This is a genomic window from Cohnella abietis, from assembly GCF_004295585.1.
Classification (GTDB): Bacteria; Bacillota; Bacilli; order Paenibacillales; family Paenibacillaceae; genus Cohnella; species Cohnella abietis.
In genome coordinates, this window is record NZ_AP019400.1 from 6338135 (window position 1) to 6353179 (window position 15045).

Annotated in this window: 12 protein-coding genes; all 12 read right to left on the reverse strand. The window is 45.6% G+C overall.

Features of this window, described 5'->3' with window-relative positions; translation table 11 throughout:
- Positions 1 to 30: 30 nt before the first annotated feature.
- Positions 31 to 1287 carry a stage II sporulation protein D gene (gene spoIID / locus KCTCHS21_RS27780; protein WP_232057990.1) on the reverse strand — a complete coding sequence of 419 codons (1257 nt, stop codon included), beginning with the start codon at positions 1285 to 1287 and terminating at the stop codon, positions 31 to 33.
- Between the two features lie 341 nt (positions 1288 to 1628).
- Positions 1629 to 3017, reverse strand: a complete 1389-nt coding sequence (murA, locus tag KCTCHS21_RS27785; RefSeq protein ID WP_130615499.1) for a UDP-N-acetylglucosamine 1-carboxyvinyltransferase — start codon at positions 3015 to 3017, stop codon at positions 1629 to 1631.
- A 230-nt stretch (positions 3018 to 3247) separates the two neighbouring features.
- Entirely contained in the window at positions 3248 to 3508 is a 261-nt protein-coding gene (locus KCTCHS21_RS27790) for a DUF1146 domain-containing protein (protein ID WP_232057991.1), read from the reverse strand.
- A gap of 18 nt (positions 3509 to 3526) precedes the next feature.
- Positions 3527 to 5623, reverse strand: coding sequence for a S8 family serine peptidase (locus KCTCHS21_RS27795; protein WP_130615503.1), 2097 nt, complete (start codon positions 5621 to 5623; stop codon positions 3527 to 3529).
- 977 nt (positions 5624 to 6600) lie between these two features.
- Positions 6601 to 8148 (reverse strand): NADH-quinone oxidoreductase subunit N, encoded by a 1548-nt coding sequence (locus KCTCHS21_RS27800; protein ID WP_130616739.1) that lies wholly within the window; start codon positions 8146 to 8148, stop codon positions 6601 to 6603.
- Between the two features lies 1 nt (position 8149).
- Positions 8150 to 9763, reverse strand: a complete 1614-nt coding sequence (locus KCTCHS21_RS27805) for a complex I subunit 4 family protein (RefSeq protein WP_130615505.1) — start codon at positions 9761 to 9763, stop codon at positions 8150 to 8152.
- Positions 9763 to 11631 (reverse strand): NADH-quinone oxidoreductase subunit L, encoded by a 1869-nt coding sequence (gene nuoL / locus KCTCHS21_RS27810; protein WP_130615507.1) that lies wholly within the window; start codon positions 11629 to 11631, stop codon positions 9763 to 9765. Before nuoL ends, KCTCHS21_RS27805 begins: the two co-directional genes overlap by 1 nt.
- Positions 11632 to 11637: 6 nt before the next feature.
- Positions 11638 to 11940, reverse strand: coding sequence for an NADH-quinone oxidoreductase subunit NuoK (gene nuoK, locus KCTCHS21_RS27815; RefSeq protein ID WP_408621825.1), 303 nt, complete (start codon positions 11938 to 11940; stop codon positions 11638 to 11640).
- 2 nt (positions 11941 to 11942) lie between these two features.
- Positions 11943 to 12470, reverse strand: a complete 528-nt coding sequence (locus KCTCHS21_RS27820; RefSeq protein ID WP_130615512.1) for an NADH-quinone oxidoreductase subunit J — start codon at positions 12468 to 12470, stop codon at positions 11943 to 11945.
- A gap of 3 nt (positions 12471 to 12473) precedes the next feature.
- Entirely contained in the window at positions 12474 to 12920 is a 447-nt protein-coding gene (gene nuoI, locus KCTCHS21_RS27825) for an NADH-quinone oxidoreductase subunit NuoI (RefSeq protein ID WP_130615514.1), read from the reverse strand.
- A 13-nt stretch (positions 12921 to 12933) separates the two neighbouring features.
- Positions 12934 to 13941: an NADH-quinone oxidoreductase subunit NuoH gene (nuoH, locus tag KCTCHS21_RS27830; RefSeq protein ID WP_130615516.1), complete on the reverse strand. Its 1008-nt coding sequence runs from the start codon at positions 13939 to 13941 to the stop codon at positions 12934 to 12936.
- Positions 13941 to 15041 carry an NADH-quinone oxidoreductase subunit D gene (locus KCTCHS21_RS27835; RefSeq protein ID WP_130615518.1) on the reverse strand — a complete coding sequence of 367 codons (1101 nt, stop codon included), beginning with the start codon at positions 15039 to 15041 and terminating at the stop codon, positions 13941 to 13943. Before KCTCHS21_RS27835 ends, nuoH begins: the two co-directional genes overlap by 1 nt.
- Positions 15042 to 15045 lie beyond the last annotated feature (4 nt).

Consider the following 15045-nt stretch of genomic DNA (forward strand, 5'->3'; position numbering starts at 1 on the left):
ATTTTTATAGTGATAGCCTCTTTATAGGTGTTATTCAGAGCTTTTCACAAGCTTCGAAACTTCCTCCAGGCGTATTCCAGAATAGTAGTGTTCAACAATTTGACGAGCTGTTTTCCCACTTTTAGCCATTTCTTCCGCACCCCATTGGCTCATTCCCACACCGTGCCCACTTCCATAAGTGGTAAGTATAATCTTTCCTTTACTGATGTCCATATCAAATGCAGCTGACCTCAACCCTAATCTATGACGTATTTCTTCCCCTGTGAACTTCTTGTTTCCTACTAACATTTGCTTCACTCTTCGCCCTTTCGTCCATTCTATAATGCGGATAGACTTCTTTGCCGATAGGCTTGAGCTGGCCGTAATAGATTTCAAGTCCAATTTATCATAAAAGTCCTTTAAGCTTATCTCTACCGTTTCTTGAGCTCTAGGAGAGCCCTCTTTATCCCATGGGCTTGCAACAGAACGTAGATAGGGACGCGCAGCTGCAAATACTTCTTCGGAGTTTTCGGTATAGCCGTTACTAGTGGAGAAAAATAGTGCCTCTATCGGCTGATCCTCATAAACGATAACTTGGCCTGCTGTTCTAGAGACTGCCTTGTCCACCTTCTGCCAGCCTACCTCATTATCAATCCGCAGCTGCTCCATTTCGGAGAGTGATCGATATACTTGATTTACTTCTGTATCCATTACATCAGCTTCCTTGACAGTGACACCCGATCTATCATTCAGCCATAATCGCCTAATGATATACGTCCTGGCTGCTAACGCCTGAGCCTCAAGTGCCGCAGGTTGGAAGTCCAATGGCATCTCCGCAGCTACAACACCCTTAACATATACCTCAAGGGGCACCTTCTCGATCGTACCAGATCTAGTGAGATACACTCGAACGGTAGGTTGTTGATTATTTACTATGTCGGAATTCAAAGCGCTGTTAGAGCTATCTCCATCAGTTTCTATCAATGGTTCAATTATGTTTGTCGAAGAGCCCCCTTGCATCGTCTTTAATGCGTTCCCCTCGTTCGTCATATCCACATTCCCATCAAACTGATAGAGCTGATTAAATTGTTTATGACCAATGCTTGTCGGCTCTATCGAATCATTGCCCAAGCTTCCACCATGGACTATAAGCCATATAAGACACGCTGCAATGACTCCAAAGGTGAATGGATACCAAAGGTTTAACCCACCTGTCTCCTTGGCGGCCTTAATAACATTTCCTTTCCTATCAGCTATCAATCTGTTTCGCGAAGCTGGCCATTCGCCGCCCTTCCGTCTCTGCTTCATGGCCCACCTCATCTACACCAATTTCGGAGGTAAGCTCCTAAATGCCTAGCATGCACTACTCTTACCAGCCGATGCTTTCAAAATATGCGAGAGTTAGAAAAGGTAGAACAATAGAACATACGTTTGGTATAATGGGATTATGGATTAGGTATGGTGGGAGTGAGAGAGGGAAGTAATAGAGTATTTGTAGACAAAAATCCCCAAGCCTTGGAGGCTTAGGGACAGGTATCATTCAATAATAGCTAAGTATAAGAACAAACGGCATCATTATGATCAACAGCAAGCTTTAGTACTTTATGATACAGAAGCTGGTAAATTCCTAGCATTCAGCAAACGTGTAATCAAGCAAGAGTCGGCTGAATATTGCGAGGAATAACAACCTCCGAAGTTGCTGCTGCGCGTTGTTCCATCTGCTTCAAGAGATTTTCTGGCTGTAAGGAAGCTTTCTCAGATTCCTCCAGTACATCTTCTGGTGAAGGTGCACGGTAGACATCCGCACCAAGAGCGACCAGCTTATTCACAATGTTCATGTAACCACGTTCAATGTGATGAATGCCACTCACTTCCGTACTTCCATCCGCAACTAAGGCGGCGCATATGAGTGCAGCTCCTGCTCTTAAATCAGTGGCACATACGCTAGCTCCAGATAGCTTGGTTCCGCCAGTCACGATGGCCGTTCGTCCATCCACCTTGATCTCAGCGCCCATTTTTATTAATTCTTCAACATGCATGAAACGATTCTCAAACACTGTTTCGGTAACAATGCTTGTTCCTTCAGCAACGAGCAGAAGAGTCATCATCTGAGCCTGCATATCTGTAGGAAATCCAGGATACGGTAATGTTTTGACATCTACAGCACGAAGAGGTTGAATAGCTTTTACGCGAATGCCGTTCTCGTCACAATCAACGACAACACCCATCTCCTCCAGCTTGGCAACGATTGGCCCAAGATGGTCACGAATAGCTCCTTCGACATACACATCTCCGCCAGTAATGGCTGCCGCAATCATATAGGTTCCCGCTTCAACCCGGTCGGGGATAACATGATGCTCTACACCCCGCAGCTGCTCTACACCCTCGATGCGAATGATACCAGTCCCCGCACCGCGGACTTTGGCTCCCATTGCATTAAGGAAATTAGCAAGATCAACGATTTCCGGTTCTTTAGCTGCATTTTCAATTATTGTTGTACCTGTTGCAGTTGTAGCTGCCATCATAATATTCTCAGTTGCGCCAACACTTGCAATGTCCAAATAAATTCTTGCCCCACGTAGCTTACCCACTACGCTTGCTTCAATGGTGCCTTGACCGAATCCAATCTCCGCTCCCATTGCTTCAAACCCTTTTAAATGCTGGTCAATAGGACGTGTTCCAATTGCACAGCCGCCTGGAAGAGAAATTCTAACCTTGCCAAGACGAGCCAACAACGGTCCCATTACCAAGAACGATGCCCGCATCTTCCTTACCAACTCATAAGGTGCTTCGCATGAAGTTAGCGTTTCAGCTTGTAACCGGACACTTCCGTCACTTTGCTGCGCGTAAACCCCCAAAGCCGCGAGCACTTGCAGTATGTTCTTAACATCATCCAGAGCTGGAACATCATGAATGACACTGGATCCTTCTTCCGCTAACAAAGCAGCGGCGAGGATCGGAAGGACAGAATTTTTAGCGCCATGCACGCGAACTGTTCCCGATAGGGTACGTCCGCCGCGGACGATGATTTTGCTCATGGGTGGTTCCCTCCGCGCGTTATAGATTCATTCCGAAGGTAATGGCAACGTACCATCCCCCGAAAAACCCAAATTTTATCATACCACTACAGTCATCATTGGCACAAGCGGCATTTTCTGGGGTATAACCTTCTTTTCGACTTGTTTCGCCATATTAGTGTTTGATTACTCGGCTTTGAATATTATTACCCAATGTGATCATTCCGTCGCATCTTTATAATAAATTTTCATCACCCGTTACTGAATAACCATTTTAACATACCGACCCAAGTCCAGTAATCTAGAACGAAACGTGCGGTTAAATGTCCAAGAACAATCGCTATAATTAACTGAAGTAGCCGAGCTCTCGGGCTTCTTGGCTGTCGTAATATTTTATCAAAATTGACCTCTTGCAATACAATCCAAGCGACCACTACACAACCTAACGTAACGAAAATCGAAAACAAACCATTCCATCCAGTTAAAGCAAACAACCCCGTGTCGTCACCCAAATCTAACATCCTCCCGCTTTACACTTCCAACAGCTTAACTTTGAGCCCGTAAAAATGATTTCGGTCGTACGGAGCGCCCGTTACTTTCACATAATACGTACCTGGCAACAACACTTTTTCACCCAGTAGTGTTTTCTGTCCTTCTTTATTGTTCCATTTGTCTAGGGTTTGCAGCTTTTTATTACGCAATTCAACGTTTATTGCCATGTCTTTAGGTATTGGATCAATCGAAAGCCTTACAATCTGTTTCTTGGTGAGAACAATCCGGTACCAGTCCTGATCTTTATCCGTATTTATTAATGCGTTATAAGCTTTATCGGGCAAAAGCGGAGTTGCCGTTAACGGACTATCATTAGGCTCGAACAGATCTTCCTTTTCGGTAATATATTCCATATTGACGGTATATGTCCCGATTACTGGCTCAGGGTTCGCGGATACCGCATTGGAAATTCTAAAATAATATTTACCGGCCTTCGCTTGCTTCAGAACCCACTGCTCAGTTCCGCCATCACCATGCTCATCAATGATTGTCGCCGTACCACCCGCCGCTTGCACCCACAGCTCAGGATCGATTCTAGTCGTATCAGTTGAAACCTTCAATTTAAGAATTCCTGGTTTAGGTAGCGTAACCGACACCCAATCCACATCACCACGTTTGTGAAAGTTTCCCGTCCATTGCTGGCTCCGGGGAGGTAGCGTAAATGCAGATGCAGCGCTATCGTTCGGCTCCTTAGAATCAGGGCTCATAACAAACTGTGAAACCAGTCGATAACTACCTGTGTCCCCTATTCCTTCTTCAGGAGGTTGGGCTAGCAACCAGTAACGCCCCTTCTTTACTTCCCATTGCTTAATAACACCTTTAGTAATAATCGGACCTGATTTCGGTTCAATTATTTTGTCTGCGCTATATAGAGATAGTCTGGATGGGTTGCCCGATATACTAAAAACACCATCATACGGAGCCTCGACGACGTACCAATACTTACCACTTGGTGTTCCCCAATCCCCTATAATCTCTTTACCTAGAGGAAACGTACTTGCCTTACCACGACTATCGTTGGGTCCACGCCAATCAATTGTAGAATCAGCTTGAACAGCTTTGTTCGCTGACAGAAAGCCATAACCTATATTTATGTTCCAGGATTTCACACCCTTGTTTAGAGCGGTTCGCCTAATGACCTCCCGTACCTCAACAGGACTCCATTCCGTATGTATAGCTTTTACTAAAGCTGCAGTAGCAGCTACCTGAGGCGCCCCCATTGAGGTGCCCTCCATTTCAATAATCCTGCCACCTATAGCTATCGTTTGTATCCTCCATGAAGCACTAACGTCATTTTCTGAGCCTGATGTGGATTGAGGAGTTGGCTTGGTGCCTTCAGACCCTGCAACAGCTAGCACAGTTGGATAGGCAGCCGGGTATTGGACCGCGGCTCTATTACCAAACACCGCTGCATCGTTACCACTAGCAGCGATAAGCAGAACCCCTTTATTCTCAGCATAAGCTACAGCATCTCGTAAGCTGGGAGCATCACGTCTTAATCCTAGCGATAACACGATAATGTCAGCATCCTGATCCACGGCATAACGGATTCCTTTAGTTAGCTTGTCTTCATCGCCTAACCCAAATTGATCCAACGCTTTAATCGGTAAAATTTTCCCTTTCCAGCGACCTTGGCTGGGTGAGGCTTCTCCTGCTTTCGCCACAGCTGCTATAACACCTGCTACTGCAGTCCCATGACCATTATCGTCCTGCGCCGATTTATTCCCGTTAATCAGATTTTTACCTTCAAGCAAATATGGTTTTAATTCCGGATTAGTATAATCTACACCCGTATCTATAATCGCAATCGTAGACAATACATCACTGTTTATCATCGCCCAAGCTTCTGGAATACCAATTTCCTTAAGAAATTCAGGAGCAGGTGGGCCAATTAGAGCAGACAGACTTGTTGGTGCTGGTTCTATAGCTTGGGTATAGAGCGCAAGCCTCACCTCAGAAGTAATAGGTACATTCGGCTTTATCAACTCAGTTGCCGGCGTTCCTAAAGAGGCTAGCAGCACAGTAGCTGCACACAATACAGTCGATAAAGCTTTGGTATAACTTATTTTAACCACACCTTTAACTCAGCAAGTATAAATTATAGTATATAAACCTTCTATTTTCGACACCGATTCCCTGCTTAACTCATAAAATTCGGTTTATTAGTCATCTTTCGTCACATTATGGTGTTTTTTAGAGCCTGCCCGTTCTGGTTTATTGAGTAAAATGAATTGGCTTGCGGGCACCTGGACTGAATTGTGCGGCATCTCCGACTAATTCGAACATGGCTGGGTGTAGCTACTGTTAGTTACGCGGCATCTCCGACTAATTCGATCATGGCTGGGTGCAGAAATGGTTAGTTACGCGGCATCTCCGACTAATTCGCACGTTGCGAGGTGCTGAGTTGGTTAGTTATGCGGCATCTCCGACTAATTCGTGCGTGGCAGAGGGCAGAGATGGTTAGTTAAGCTGCGACTCCTACTAATTCGAACATGGCAGGGTGTAGAGACTGTTAGTTACGCGGCATCTCCGACTAATTCGTGCATGGCATGGGCAGAGATGGTTAGTTATGCGGCAACTCCGACTTATTCGAACATGGCAAGGGGCAGAGATGGTTAGTTACGCGGCATCTCCGACTAATTCGAACATGGCTGGGTGCAAAGATGGTTAGTTATGCGGCAACTCCGACTAATTCGAACGTTGCGAGATGCAGAGATGGTTAGTTACGCGGCATCTCCGACTAATTCGAACATGGCTGGGTGCAAAGATGGTTAGTTATGCGGCAACTCCGACTAATTCGAACGTTGCGAGATGCAGAGATGGTTAGTTAAGCTGCAACTCCGACTAATTCGAACGTTGCAGGGTGCAGATTTGGTTAGTTATGCGGCGACTCCGACTTATTCGAACATGGCTCGGTGCGGAGATGGTTAGTTAAGCGGTGGCTACGACTAATTCGAGCTTCGTGAGACAGAGTTAACGCGGAGGCCAACCATTAGCAAAAAGAGCAGACTCAAGTCAATGGACTTGAAGCTGCTCACAGAAACATTGCCCTCTATCTCCCTAAGAATAAATCCGTCGAGATCGAGAATATTTGATTAATTCCGTCTAAAATCGGAACAGGTAGGAAGCCTAACAATAAAGTTACGATCGTACATATCCAAATGGTTATGGCCGCCGGAACAGTTAGCTTTAATCCAGAATCACTTTCTCCGCTTCTCATGTACATTTGACGGATAAATGTGAAATATACCGCATAGGAAATCACTGTTGTAATAAGCAATATAGCTCCAAGCCAGTATGTGTGCGTCTGAATCGTTCCGAATAAAATGAACAGCTTTCCGAAAAATCCTCCCGTAATCGGCAATCCAGCAAGTGAACAGAGTAGTACTGTCATTGCTCCCGCAGTCCACGGTGCTCGATGGTACAATCCAGCAAAGCTAGACAAGGTCTCATTACCGGAGCCCCTAGAGACTACCGTTAGCACTGCGAATGCTCCGATGTTCATAAAGGCATAGGCAATAAAGAAATAAAGAAATTCGGAAAAGAATGATAAATGAAGCTGTGTCAGAGGTAATGCTAGTGGTGTAAGCAGTATCCCTGCGTTCGCCACTCCCGATAAGGCTAGGAGCCTCTTCACGTTCCGTTGCTTTAAAGCTCCTATCGTACCCACGATCATGGCTGCCGCAGCAATGACGGCTATGCCCGTGAAAATATCTTTTTGCATAATACCTTCGGTACCTGATGTGAAGAAAGCCGAATTCATGAATATGCGGTATAGCATGGCGAACGCCGCACCTTTGGCAACGACAGCTAGAAATGATGTCACAGGTGTTGGAGCACCTTGGTAGACATCCGCTGCCCATGCGTGAAAAGGCGCTAAAGCAAGCTTAATGGCGAAGCCCGCTAGCATTAGGAAAAAGCTAATGTAAAGTAAGGCTTCATAATTCTCTATTGCAGAGTCAATTCCTTGAACAATCAGCAGTAAATTAGTCCCCCCGGTAACACCGTAAAGAAAGGACATTCCATAAAGGATGAAGGCCGAAGCTACGCCACCAGTTATGACATACTTAAACGCCGCTTCGCTAGAGAGACGGCTTCTTTTACGAGACGCGACTAGTACATAAGAAGTAATGCTTAGTAGCTCTAGTCCGACAAACATGGTAATGAGATCTCCGGAAGAGGACATAACCATTGCACCCAATACGGCGGGTAGAATCAGATAATAAAGCTCTCCCTTAATGGGTACTTCTTGGTCTTTCACTGTACCAAGTGATGAAAACACAATAAATGCCGATGCTCCAAGGAACACTAATTTCAATAAATTGCCGAAGTCATCTATTCGATAGCTTCCTGCAAGTAGGTTATAAGCTCCCGGCGCACTATCCGTCACCGCCCCATTGCTCAAAGAAGTCATAAGAGCGACAACAAATCCTGCGGCAATAAGCAAGCCACCTAGCGTAAGCCATCCAATTATGTCGCGATTAATACGCTTTGGGAGGAACAGATCAACTAGAGCTAGCAAAATGGCTGAAATAGATAACACGATTTCAGGGGCAACATACCATGTATCGCTCCACGTTAAAGTTGGCAAAGCAACCATGTTATCCCCCCATCCTCGTTTGAATTTGTTCAAGCACGCTCGTAAATCCATGCTGCATTAGATCCGTTAGTATGGATGGGTAAACTCCAAACAGAACAATAAGTGATGCCAGGGTAATCATCGGAAAAGCTTCGATGAAGCGTGCATCCTTCATCCCCTCGAACTTATCCGGCATCGGGCCGTACGTAATGTTCAGTATGCTTCTCAGGACATATATTGCCGCGAATAATATACCTAAGACTCCGATTGCCGTTAAAATTTTCATTGAACCGAACAATCCAAGGAACGACAGAAATTCGCCTATAAACCCTGACAATCCCGGCAAGCCAAGTGAAGCTAAGCCAGCCAACAGAAGAATACCCGACATAAAAGGAACCGCCTTAGCGAGTCCGCCGAGCTCATCTAGCCGTGTAGTGTTTGTTCTTTCATACAAGCTGCCTACGATAAGGAATAATAATGCTGAAATTAGACCATGCGAGACGGATTGGTAGATAGCGCCTTGTAACCCAACCTCCTCTAGCGATGCGATCCCTAGAAGCACAATTCCCATGTGGCTAATGCTCGAATATGCGAGAACGAGCTTGAACTCTTTTTGCACACAAGCAAGAATCGCCCCGTACAAAATATTAATTACCCCTAGTACTGCGAGCACAGATGACCACGATTGCAGCTGCTCAGGGAATAAAAATACGGCAAATCTAATGAGACCATACACACCCATTTTCAACAAAATACCGGAATGGATCATAACGATAGCTGGCGGAGCTTCCGTATGCACCCGTAACATCCAAGTATGGAATGGGAAAATAGGAACCTTAATGCCAAAAGCAACAAGCAGAAGGATGAAAGCCGCCCACTTCATATTATCCGAAAGCAAAATCCCTAATTGACTAGCAATATCCATATTGGCGCTTTGACCTGACAGGTTACTGAGTAGGACATCGTAATTACCGCTAAACAGCAGGCTATAACCATTAGTCCCTTCAACTGCACTAAATCCTAGCGAAGAAATGAGGATGAGGAAGGACAACAGCATAGCGGCAGATCCGAGCCCGTTGTAGATAAGAAAACGAGTTGCTGCTTTTTCCCGTCCAAAGTACCCCCAAATGCCAATTAAGAAAAACATCGGAATAAGCGTAACCTCGAAAAAGATAAAAAACAGAATGAGGTCGCGAGCTAGAAACACACCGTATATTCCCGTCAATAACAAGAGAAACAAAAAGTAGTACGTTTTCCACCGCTTACGAACATGTACAGAGGCCAGTACTGCCATGGTGGACACAATACCCGTTAGAAACAGCAGTGGCAATGATATTCCATCTACGGCTAAGTGATAATCAAATCCGAGCTTTAGGGAAGCAACTACTTCATGATTAAATCCTTCTTTGTTCAATGGGATAGCTAGCCATGTGGATTGCTCTGTATAGATGCCACCGCCCACTGAAGGCTCATACGAGATAAATAGCCACAAAACTAGAGCAAGAGGAATCAATGTAAATAGGATTGCCGTTATACGGAGCCAGTTTGTGCGAGAGCTTGGTAAAAGTAGGACAATAAGTGCGCCGATAAGCGGTATAAGTACGATAAGGGACAATACCGGTAGGTTCTCCAGCATTACCAGAACCTCCTTCCGGCGATCGCAAGAAGCACAATGACAAGACCGATGAGTGCCGTGAGTGCGTAAGCTTGAACCTGCCCATTTTGCAGCCTAGTGTTAAGTCGACCAAGCGCCGAGACTGAATAGCCCGACAACCGCACAGCACCATCAACAATATATTCGTCGAAAAACTCTAAAGCTTTGCCAAGCCCCTGCAACGGTTTAACGAATACGAAATGATAGAGCTCATCGATATAATATTTACGTTCAAGTAAAGTAACTAGCCCTGGGAATCTTGACGAAACACTGTCTCGACGAATCGTTCCTTTTATATACGTGAGCCAGCCAATATAAAGCCCAAGCAAGCCGACAGCTGAGGATATGACCATCACCACGCCGCTGACAGAATGCTCCTCCTTACCCCCTAATAACCAGTGACCGAACCAGCCGTTGAATGGAGTTTCTATGAATCCCGCAACCACTGCCAAAACTGCCAAGACAATTAACGGAATCGTCATGACCGATGATGACTCCTTAGCTTGCTGACCTTCACGTGGCTTGCCTAAGAATACAAGGAAGAACAGTCTCGCCATGTATAGAGCAGTGAAAAAGGCCGCAACCACACCTACAATGAATAGAATAGGTTGTTTATCGAAGGCGGCAGTTAGGATAGCATCCTTAGACCAGAAGCCTGAGAACGGTGGAATTCCCGAAAGCGCCAAAGCACCAATTCCGAACGTCCACGCTGTGATTTTCATTTTGCTGCCCAATCCGCCCATTTCGCGAATATCCTGTGTATGTACACTATGAATTACACTTCCTGCTCCTAAGAAGAGCAATGCTTTGAAGAAGGCATGAGTAAGCAGATGAAACATAGCACCTGTTACAGAACCAACACCTAGGGCTAACATCATGTAACCCAATTGACTTACGGTTGAGTAGGCAAGAATTCTCTTAATGTCGTTTTGTACGAGTCCTATTGTTGCCGCAAATATTGCCGTAAAGGCACCTACAATTGCGACTGTGTTCATAGCAACCTCAGAAGCATGGAAAATATCAAATGTCCGCACAACGAGGAATACTCCAGCTGCAACCATTGTCGCCGCATGAATCAATGCACTGATAGGTGTAGGACCCTCCATGGCATCAGGTAGCCAGACATGCAACGGAAACTGACCCGATTTACCTATTGCCCCTAAGAAAATAAGAAGAGCGATAAGAGTCGTAATACCAGTTGCTATTGTGCCAGTCTGTGTATCAAACACATTATGAATAGTCGTGAAGTCTAGCGCGTGACCTGGCATGTACCAGAATAACAGAAGGATGGCAATTAATAGTCCCAAATCCCCAATACGCGTTACAATGAAAGCCTTCTTAGCAGCTGCCTTTGCCGCAGGCTTCTGGTACCAGAAACCGACAAGCAGGAAGGAGCATACCCCCACCAGCTCCCAGAACATATAGAACGTGAGCAGATTGTCGGATAGCACTAATCCAAGCATTGAGCTTGTAAACAACGCCACATAAGCGAAAAAGGTCGATATCCGCTCATCATTCTTCATATATCCCTGCGAGTATAAATTGACTAGAAACCCAACCAGTGTAACGATAACAAGCATTAGCGCTGTCACATTCGTAACCTCGAAGCCTGCTCCCAGCTTTAGATTTCCGATATGTAACCAATCAATCTGCTTACTATAATCCGGCGCATTGCTCGATAGTCGTTCGATAGCAATGCAGATGGATAATACTAAGGAAATGAATGTTGCCCCTGTTCCGATCCAGGCTCCGGTCTTCTTCAAGCCTTTGCCCATCGCTGTTAGTACTGCAAAAGCAGCAAGCGGAAACACCGGAACGAGCCAAGCATGCTCGGCAAAGAAGGTGCTCATAGAAGTTTACCCCCTCAACTCGTCGAATTCGTCCACGTTCACCGTTGCGCGGCTACGATAAAACACAATCAAGACCGCTATGCCAACTGCCGCTTCAGCCGCAGCGACTGCTATTGTGAACAAGGAGAAGATTTGCCCTGAAAGTGAAGGATTGACCCCGTATTTGGAAAAGGCGATCAAGTTGAGGTTAGCCGCATTGAGCATAAGCTCGATCGATAATAGGACGACTATCGCATTTCGCTTCGTCAGAACACCATAAAGTCCAATGCAGAATAATACGGCTGCAAGTGTTAAGTAAGAGGACAGCATACTCATTGCGGGTCCTCCTCCTCTCTTTTCGCTAGGGCAACCGCACCAATGAATGCAACCGTTAGCAGTACTGAAACCAGTTCAAAAGGAATCGCATATTGTGTGAAAAGCTGCATCCCAATCTCACGAGTATTATCATCCGTGAAAGGAGCAGATTCTGCTGGGAAATTCGCATTTCTAATGCCGTAGAAAATAATACCAAACAGACAGAGACAACCGATAGCAGCCAGTGTTTCTAATAAAGGCCGTCGCGGCTCGAGACCTTCACTGTCATGCTTAGTCATCATTATGCCAAAAATCATAAGAATCGTAATGGCCCCCACATACAGGAGCACTTGCACGAATGCGAGAAACTCTGCCTCTAGAAGAATATAAAGTCCTGCTATCGCAATAAAAGTAAATGCTAATGAAAGAGCCGTATGGACAACTTTAGTAAAATTAATAGCCATTACAGCCCCTACAATTGCGCAAACGGCCAATAAAAAGAAAGCCACGAACTCGCCTGTAAAATCAACATTAAAGTTTAACACCTTTTATTTAGCGCCTCCCTTCGGAGAGCCAATGTTATTGTTATCTTCACGAATGTTCTTGTTGTTCTCATAAAGCCATTCTTTGTCCTTGTAGAGATCGTCGCGGCTTAGAACAGCGAGCTCGAAGTTGTTAGTCATAACGATAGCTTCCGTAGGACAAACCTCCGTACACAAATCGCATAGGATACAAATCTCGAAATTAATATCGAATGTATCAATGACCTTGCCCTTCTTCTCCGGATCCGGATTGGCTTTACCTGTCAGTGTGATACAATCTGTCGGGCATATTCGCGCACATTGGTTGCAGACGATACATTTGTCCGGCTCGAAATACTGAATCCCCCGAAAACGGTCCGGCATTTGGATCGGAACGTCGGGATATTTCAGCGTCACCTTCTTGGTACCCATCGTTTTCAGTGTTACGCCGAGCCCTTTGAGCATTCCTTTCATGGCGTCAGCCCCCCTATCCGATCAGTTCTATGCCTAAAGCCGTTAAGAAAATATTAAGTATAGCCAGTGGCAGTAATACTTTCCATGCCAGTCCCATCAATTGATCGACGCGAAGACGTGGGAAGGTCGCTCGAATCCAGAACAAGCTAAACACAATAATTGCAAATTTCAAGAAGAACCATATGATCCCTGGTACAAAATCAAGCTGCGGAATAGGTGGATTCCAACCGCCAAGAAACAGTATTGTTGTAAGACAAGCAATAGCGTACACGTAAATGTACTCCGTCAGCATGAAAAATGCGAACCGGAAGCCGCTGTATTCGACATGATAACCCGCAACTAGTTCCGACTCAGCCTCCGGCAAGTCAAACGGTGTGCGATTAAGCTCCGACACTGCAGCAATTAAGAAGATCCCAAAGCCAAGGATTTGGGGTATGAAGTTCCAATGCCAGAAGTATCCGCTCTGTGAAATTACTATATCCCTAAGATTTAAGCTCCCGGACATCATTACAACGCCAACGACTGACATGACCAGCGGAACCTCATAGCTGATCATCTGCGCCGCAGAACGCATTCCGCCCAGTAAGGAATACTTATTATTCGATGCCCATCCTGCAACTACAATAGCAATTGTCGTTATTCCAGAAAGTGCGATGTAATAAAGAAAGCCAACATTTAAGTCCGCGAACTGTAAGTCTAACCCATAAGGAATAAAAGCGAGAACAGCAAACGAGGGTACAAATGCTAAGACTGGAGCAAGGATGAATAAGCCCCTGTCTGCTTTCTTCGGAATCGTGTCCTCTTTGAACAGCAGCTTAGCAACATCCGCAACGGATTGCAGCAAGCCCAACGGGCCTGTGCGGTTAGGTCCTTGGCGGTATTGCATCCAGCCAATGAATTTGCGTTCGAAGTAAATCGCATACGTAACGAAAAAGATAACGAATGCGAGCACTCCGATCGCCGCAGCTACGAAGATACCCGCCGTCCCCCAGCTGAGGGGCTGATCCCAGAAGTGCTGCATTAGCAGTCTACCTCCCCGAGCACGATATCGATTCCACCTAGAATCGTAACCAGGTTTGTCATGCTTTCTCCTACGAGTAGCTTGGGCAAGATTTGAAGATTAACGAAAGATGGCCGTCTGAATTTCAAGCGGAAGGGCTCTGCTTTTCCCTTAGAAACAATATGACAACCAATTTCCCCACGCGGTGACTCAATTCTTACATAGATTTCTCCTGCTGGTGGCCGGATGACGCGAGGTACCTTCCCCATCGTATCGCCTTCCCCGGGAAATTGCTCTATTGCTTGCTCAAGAATTCGTAAGCTCTGAACGATTTCTTCCATTCGAACCTCATATCGATCGAAGCAATCTCCGTTTTTCCCGACCGGAACGTCAAAGTCAAAACGATCGTACAGGCTGTATGGTTCAGCTTTACGCAAATCCCATTTCACACCCGTACAACGTAGATTGGCTCCAGACAAACCATAATCGATTGCTGTCTTCGCATCATATTGTCCGATGCCTTTAATTCGGGAAAGAAATATTTCATTGCCGCTTACTAGATTATGATACTCGTCGAGTCGGTTGTACATATCTTTGACCAGGATTTTTACTTTAGCGATCCAACCTTCTGGAGCGTCCCACTTCACTCCACCGACTCTCATATAGTTATAAGTGAGTCTAGCGCCGCACAGCTCATTGAATAACTGTAAAATTCTTTCTCTATCGCTGAATGCGTATAGAAAAGGACTCATCGCTCCAATGTCTAGCAAATATGTTCCCCACCAAACCAAATGACTGGCAACCCGTTGCATCTCCATAACAATAAGGCGCATAAATTCCGCACGCTCAGGAATTTCTAGCCCCATCATTTTCTCCACCGCATGGCAGAGAACGTAATTGTTAGTCATAGCAGATACATAATCCATACGATCGGTATACGGGATGATTTGCGTGAAATTCAAGTTTTCCGCGAGCTTCTCCGTACCTCGATGCAAGTACCCCATAACAGGAGTAGCTTCAGTAATGACTTCCCCGTCCAATTTGACAATAATCCGAAATACTCCGTGTGTGCTTGGATGCTGTGGACCAACGTTGAGCAGCAGCTCTTCTGTACGAATCACGCGT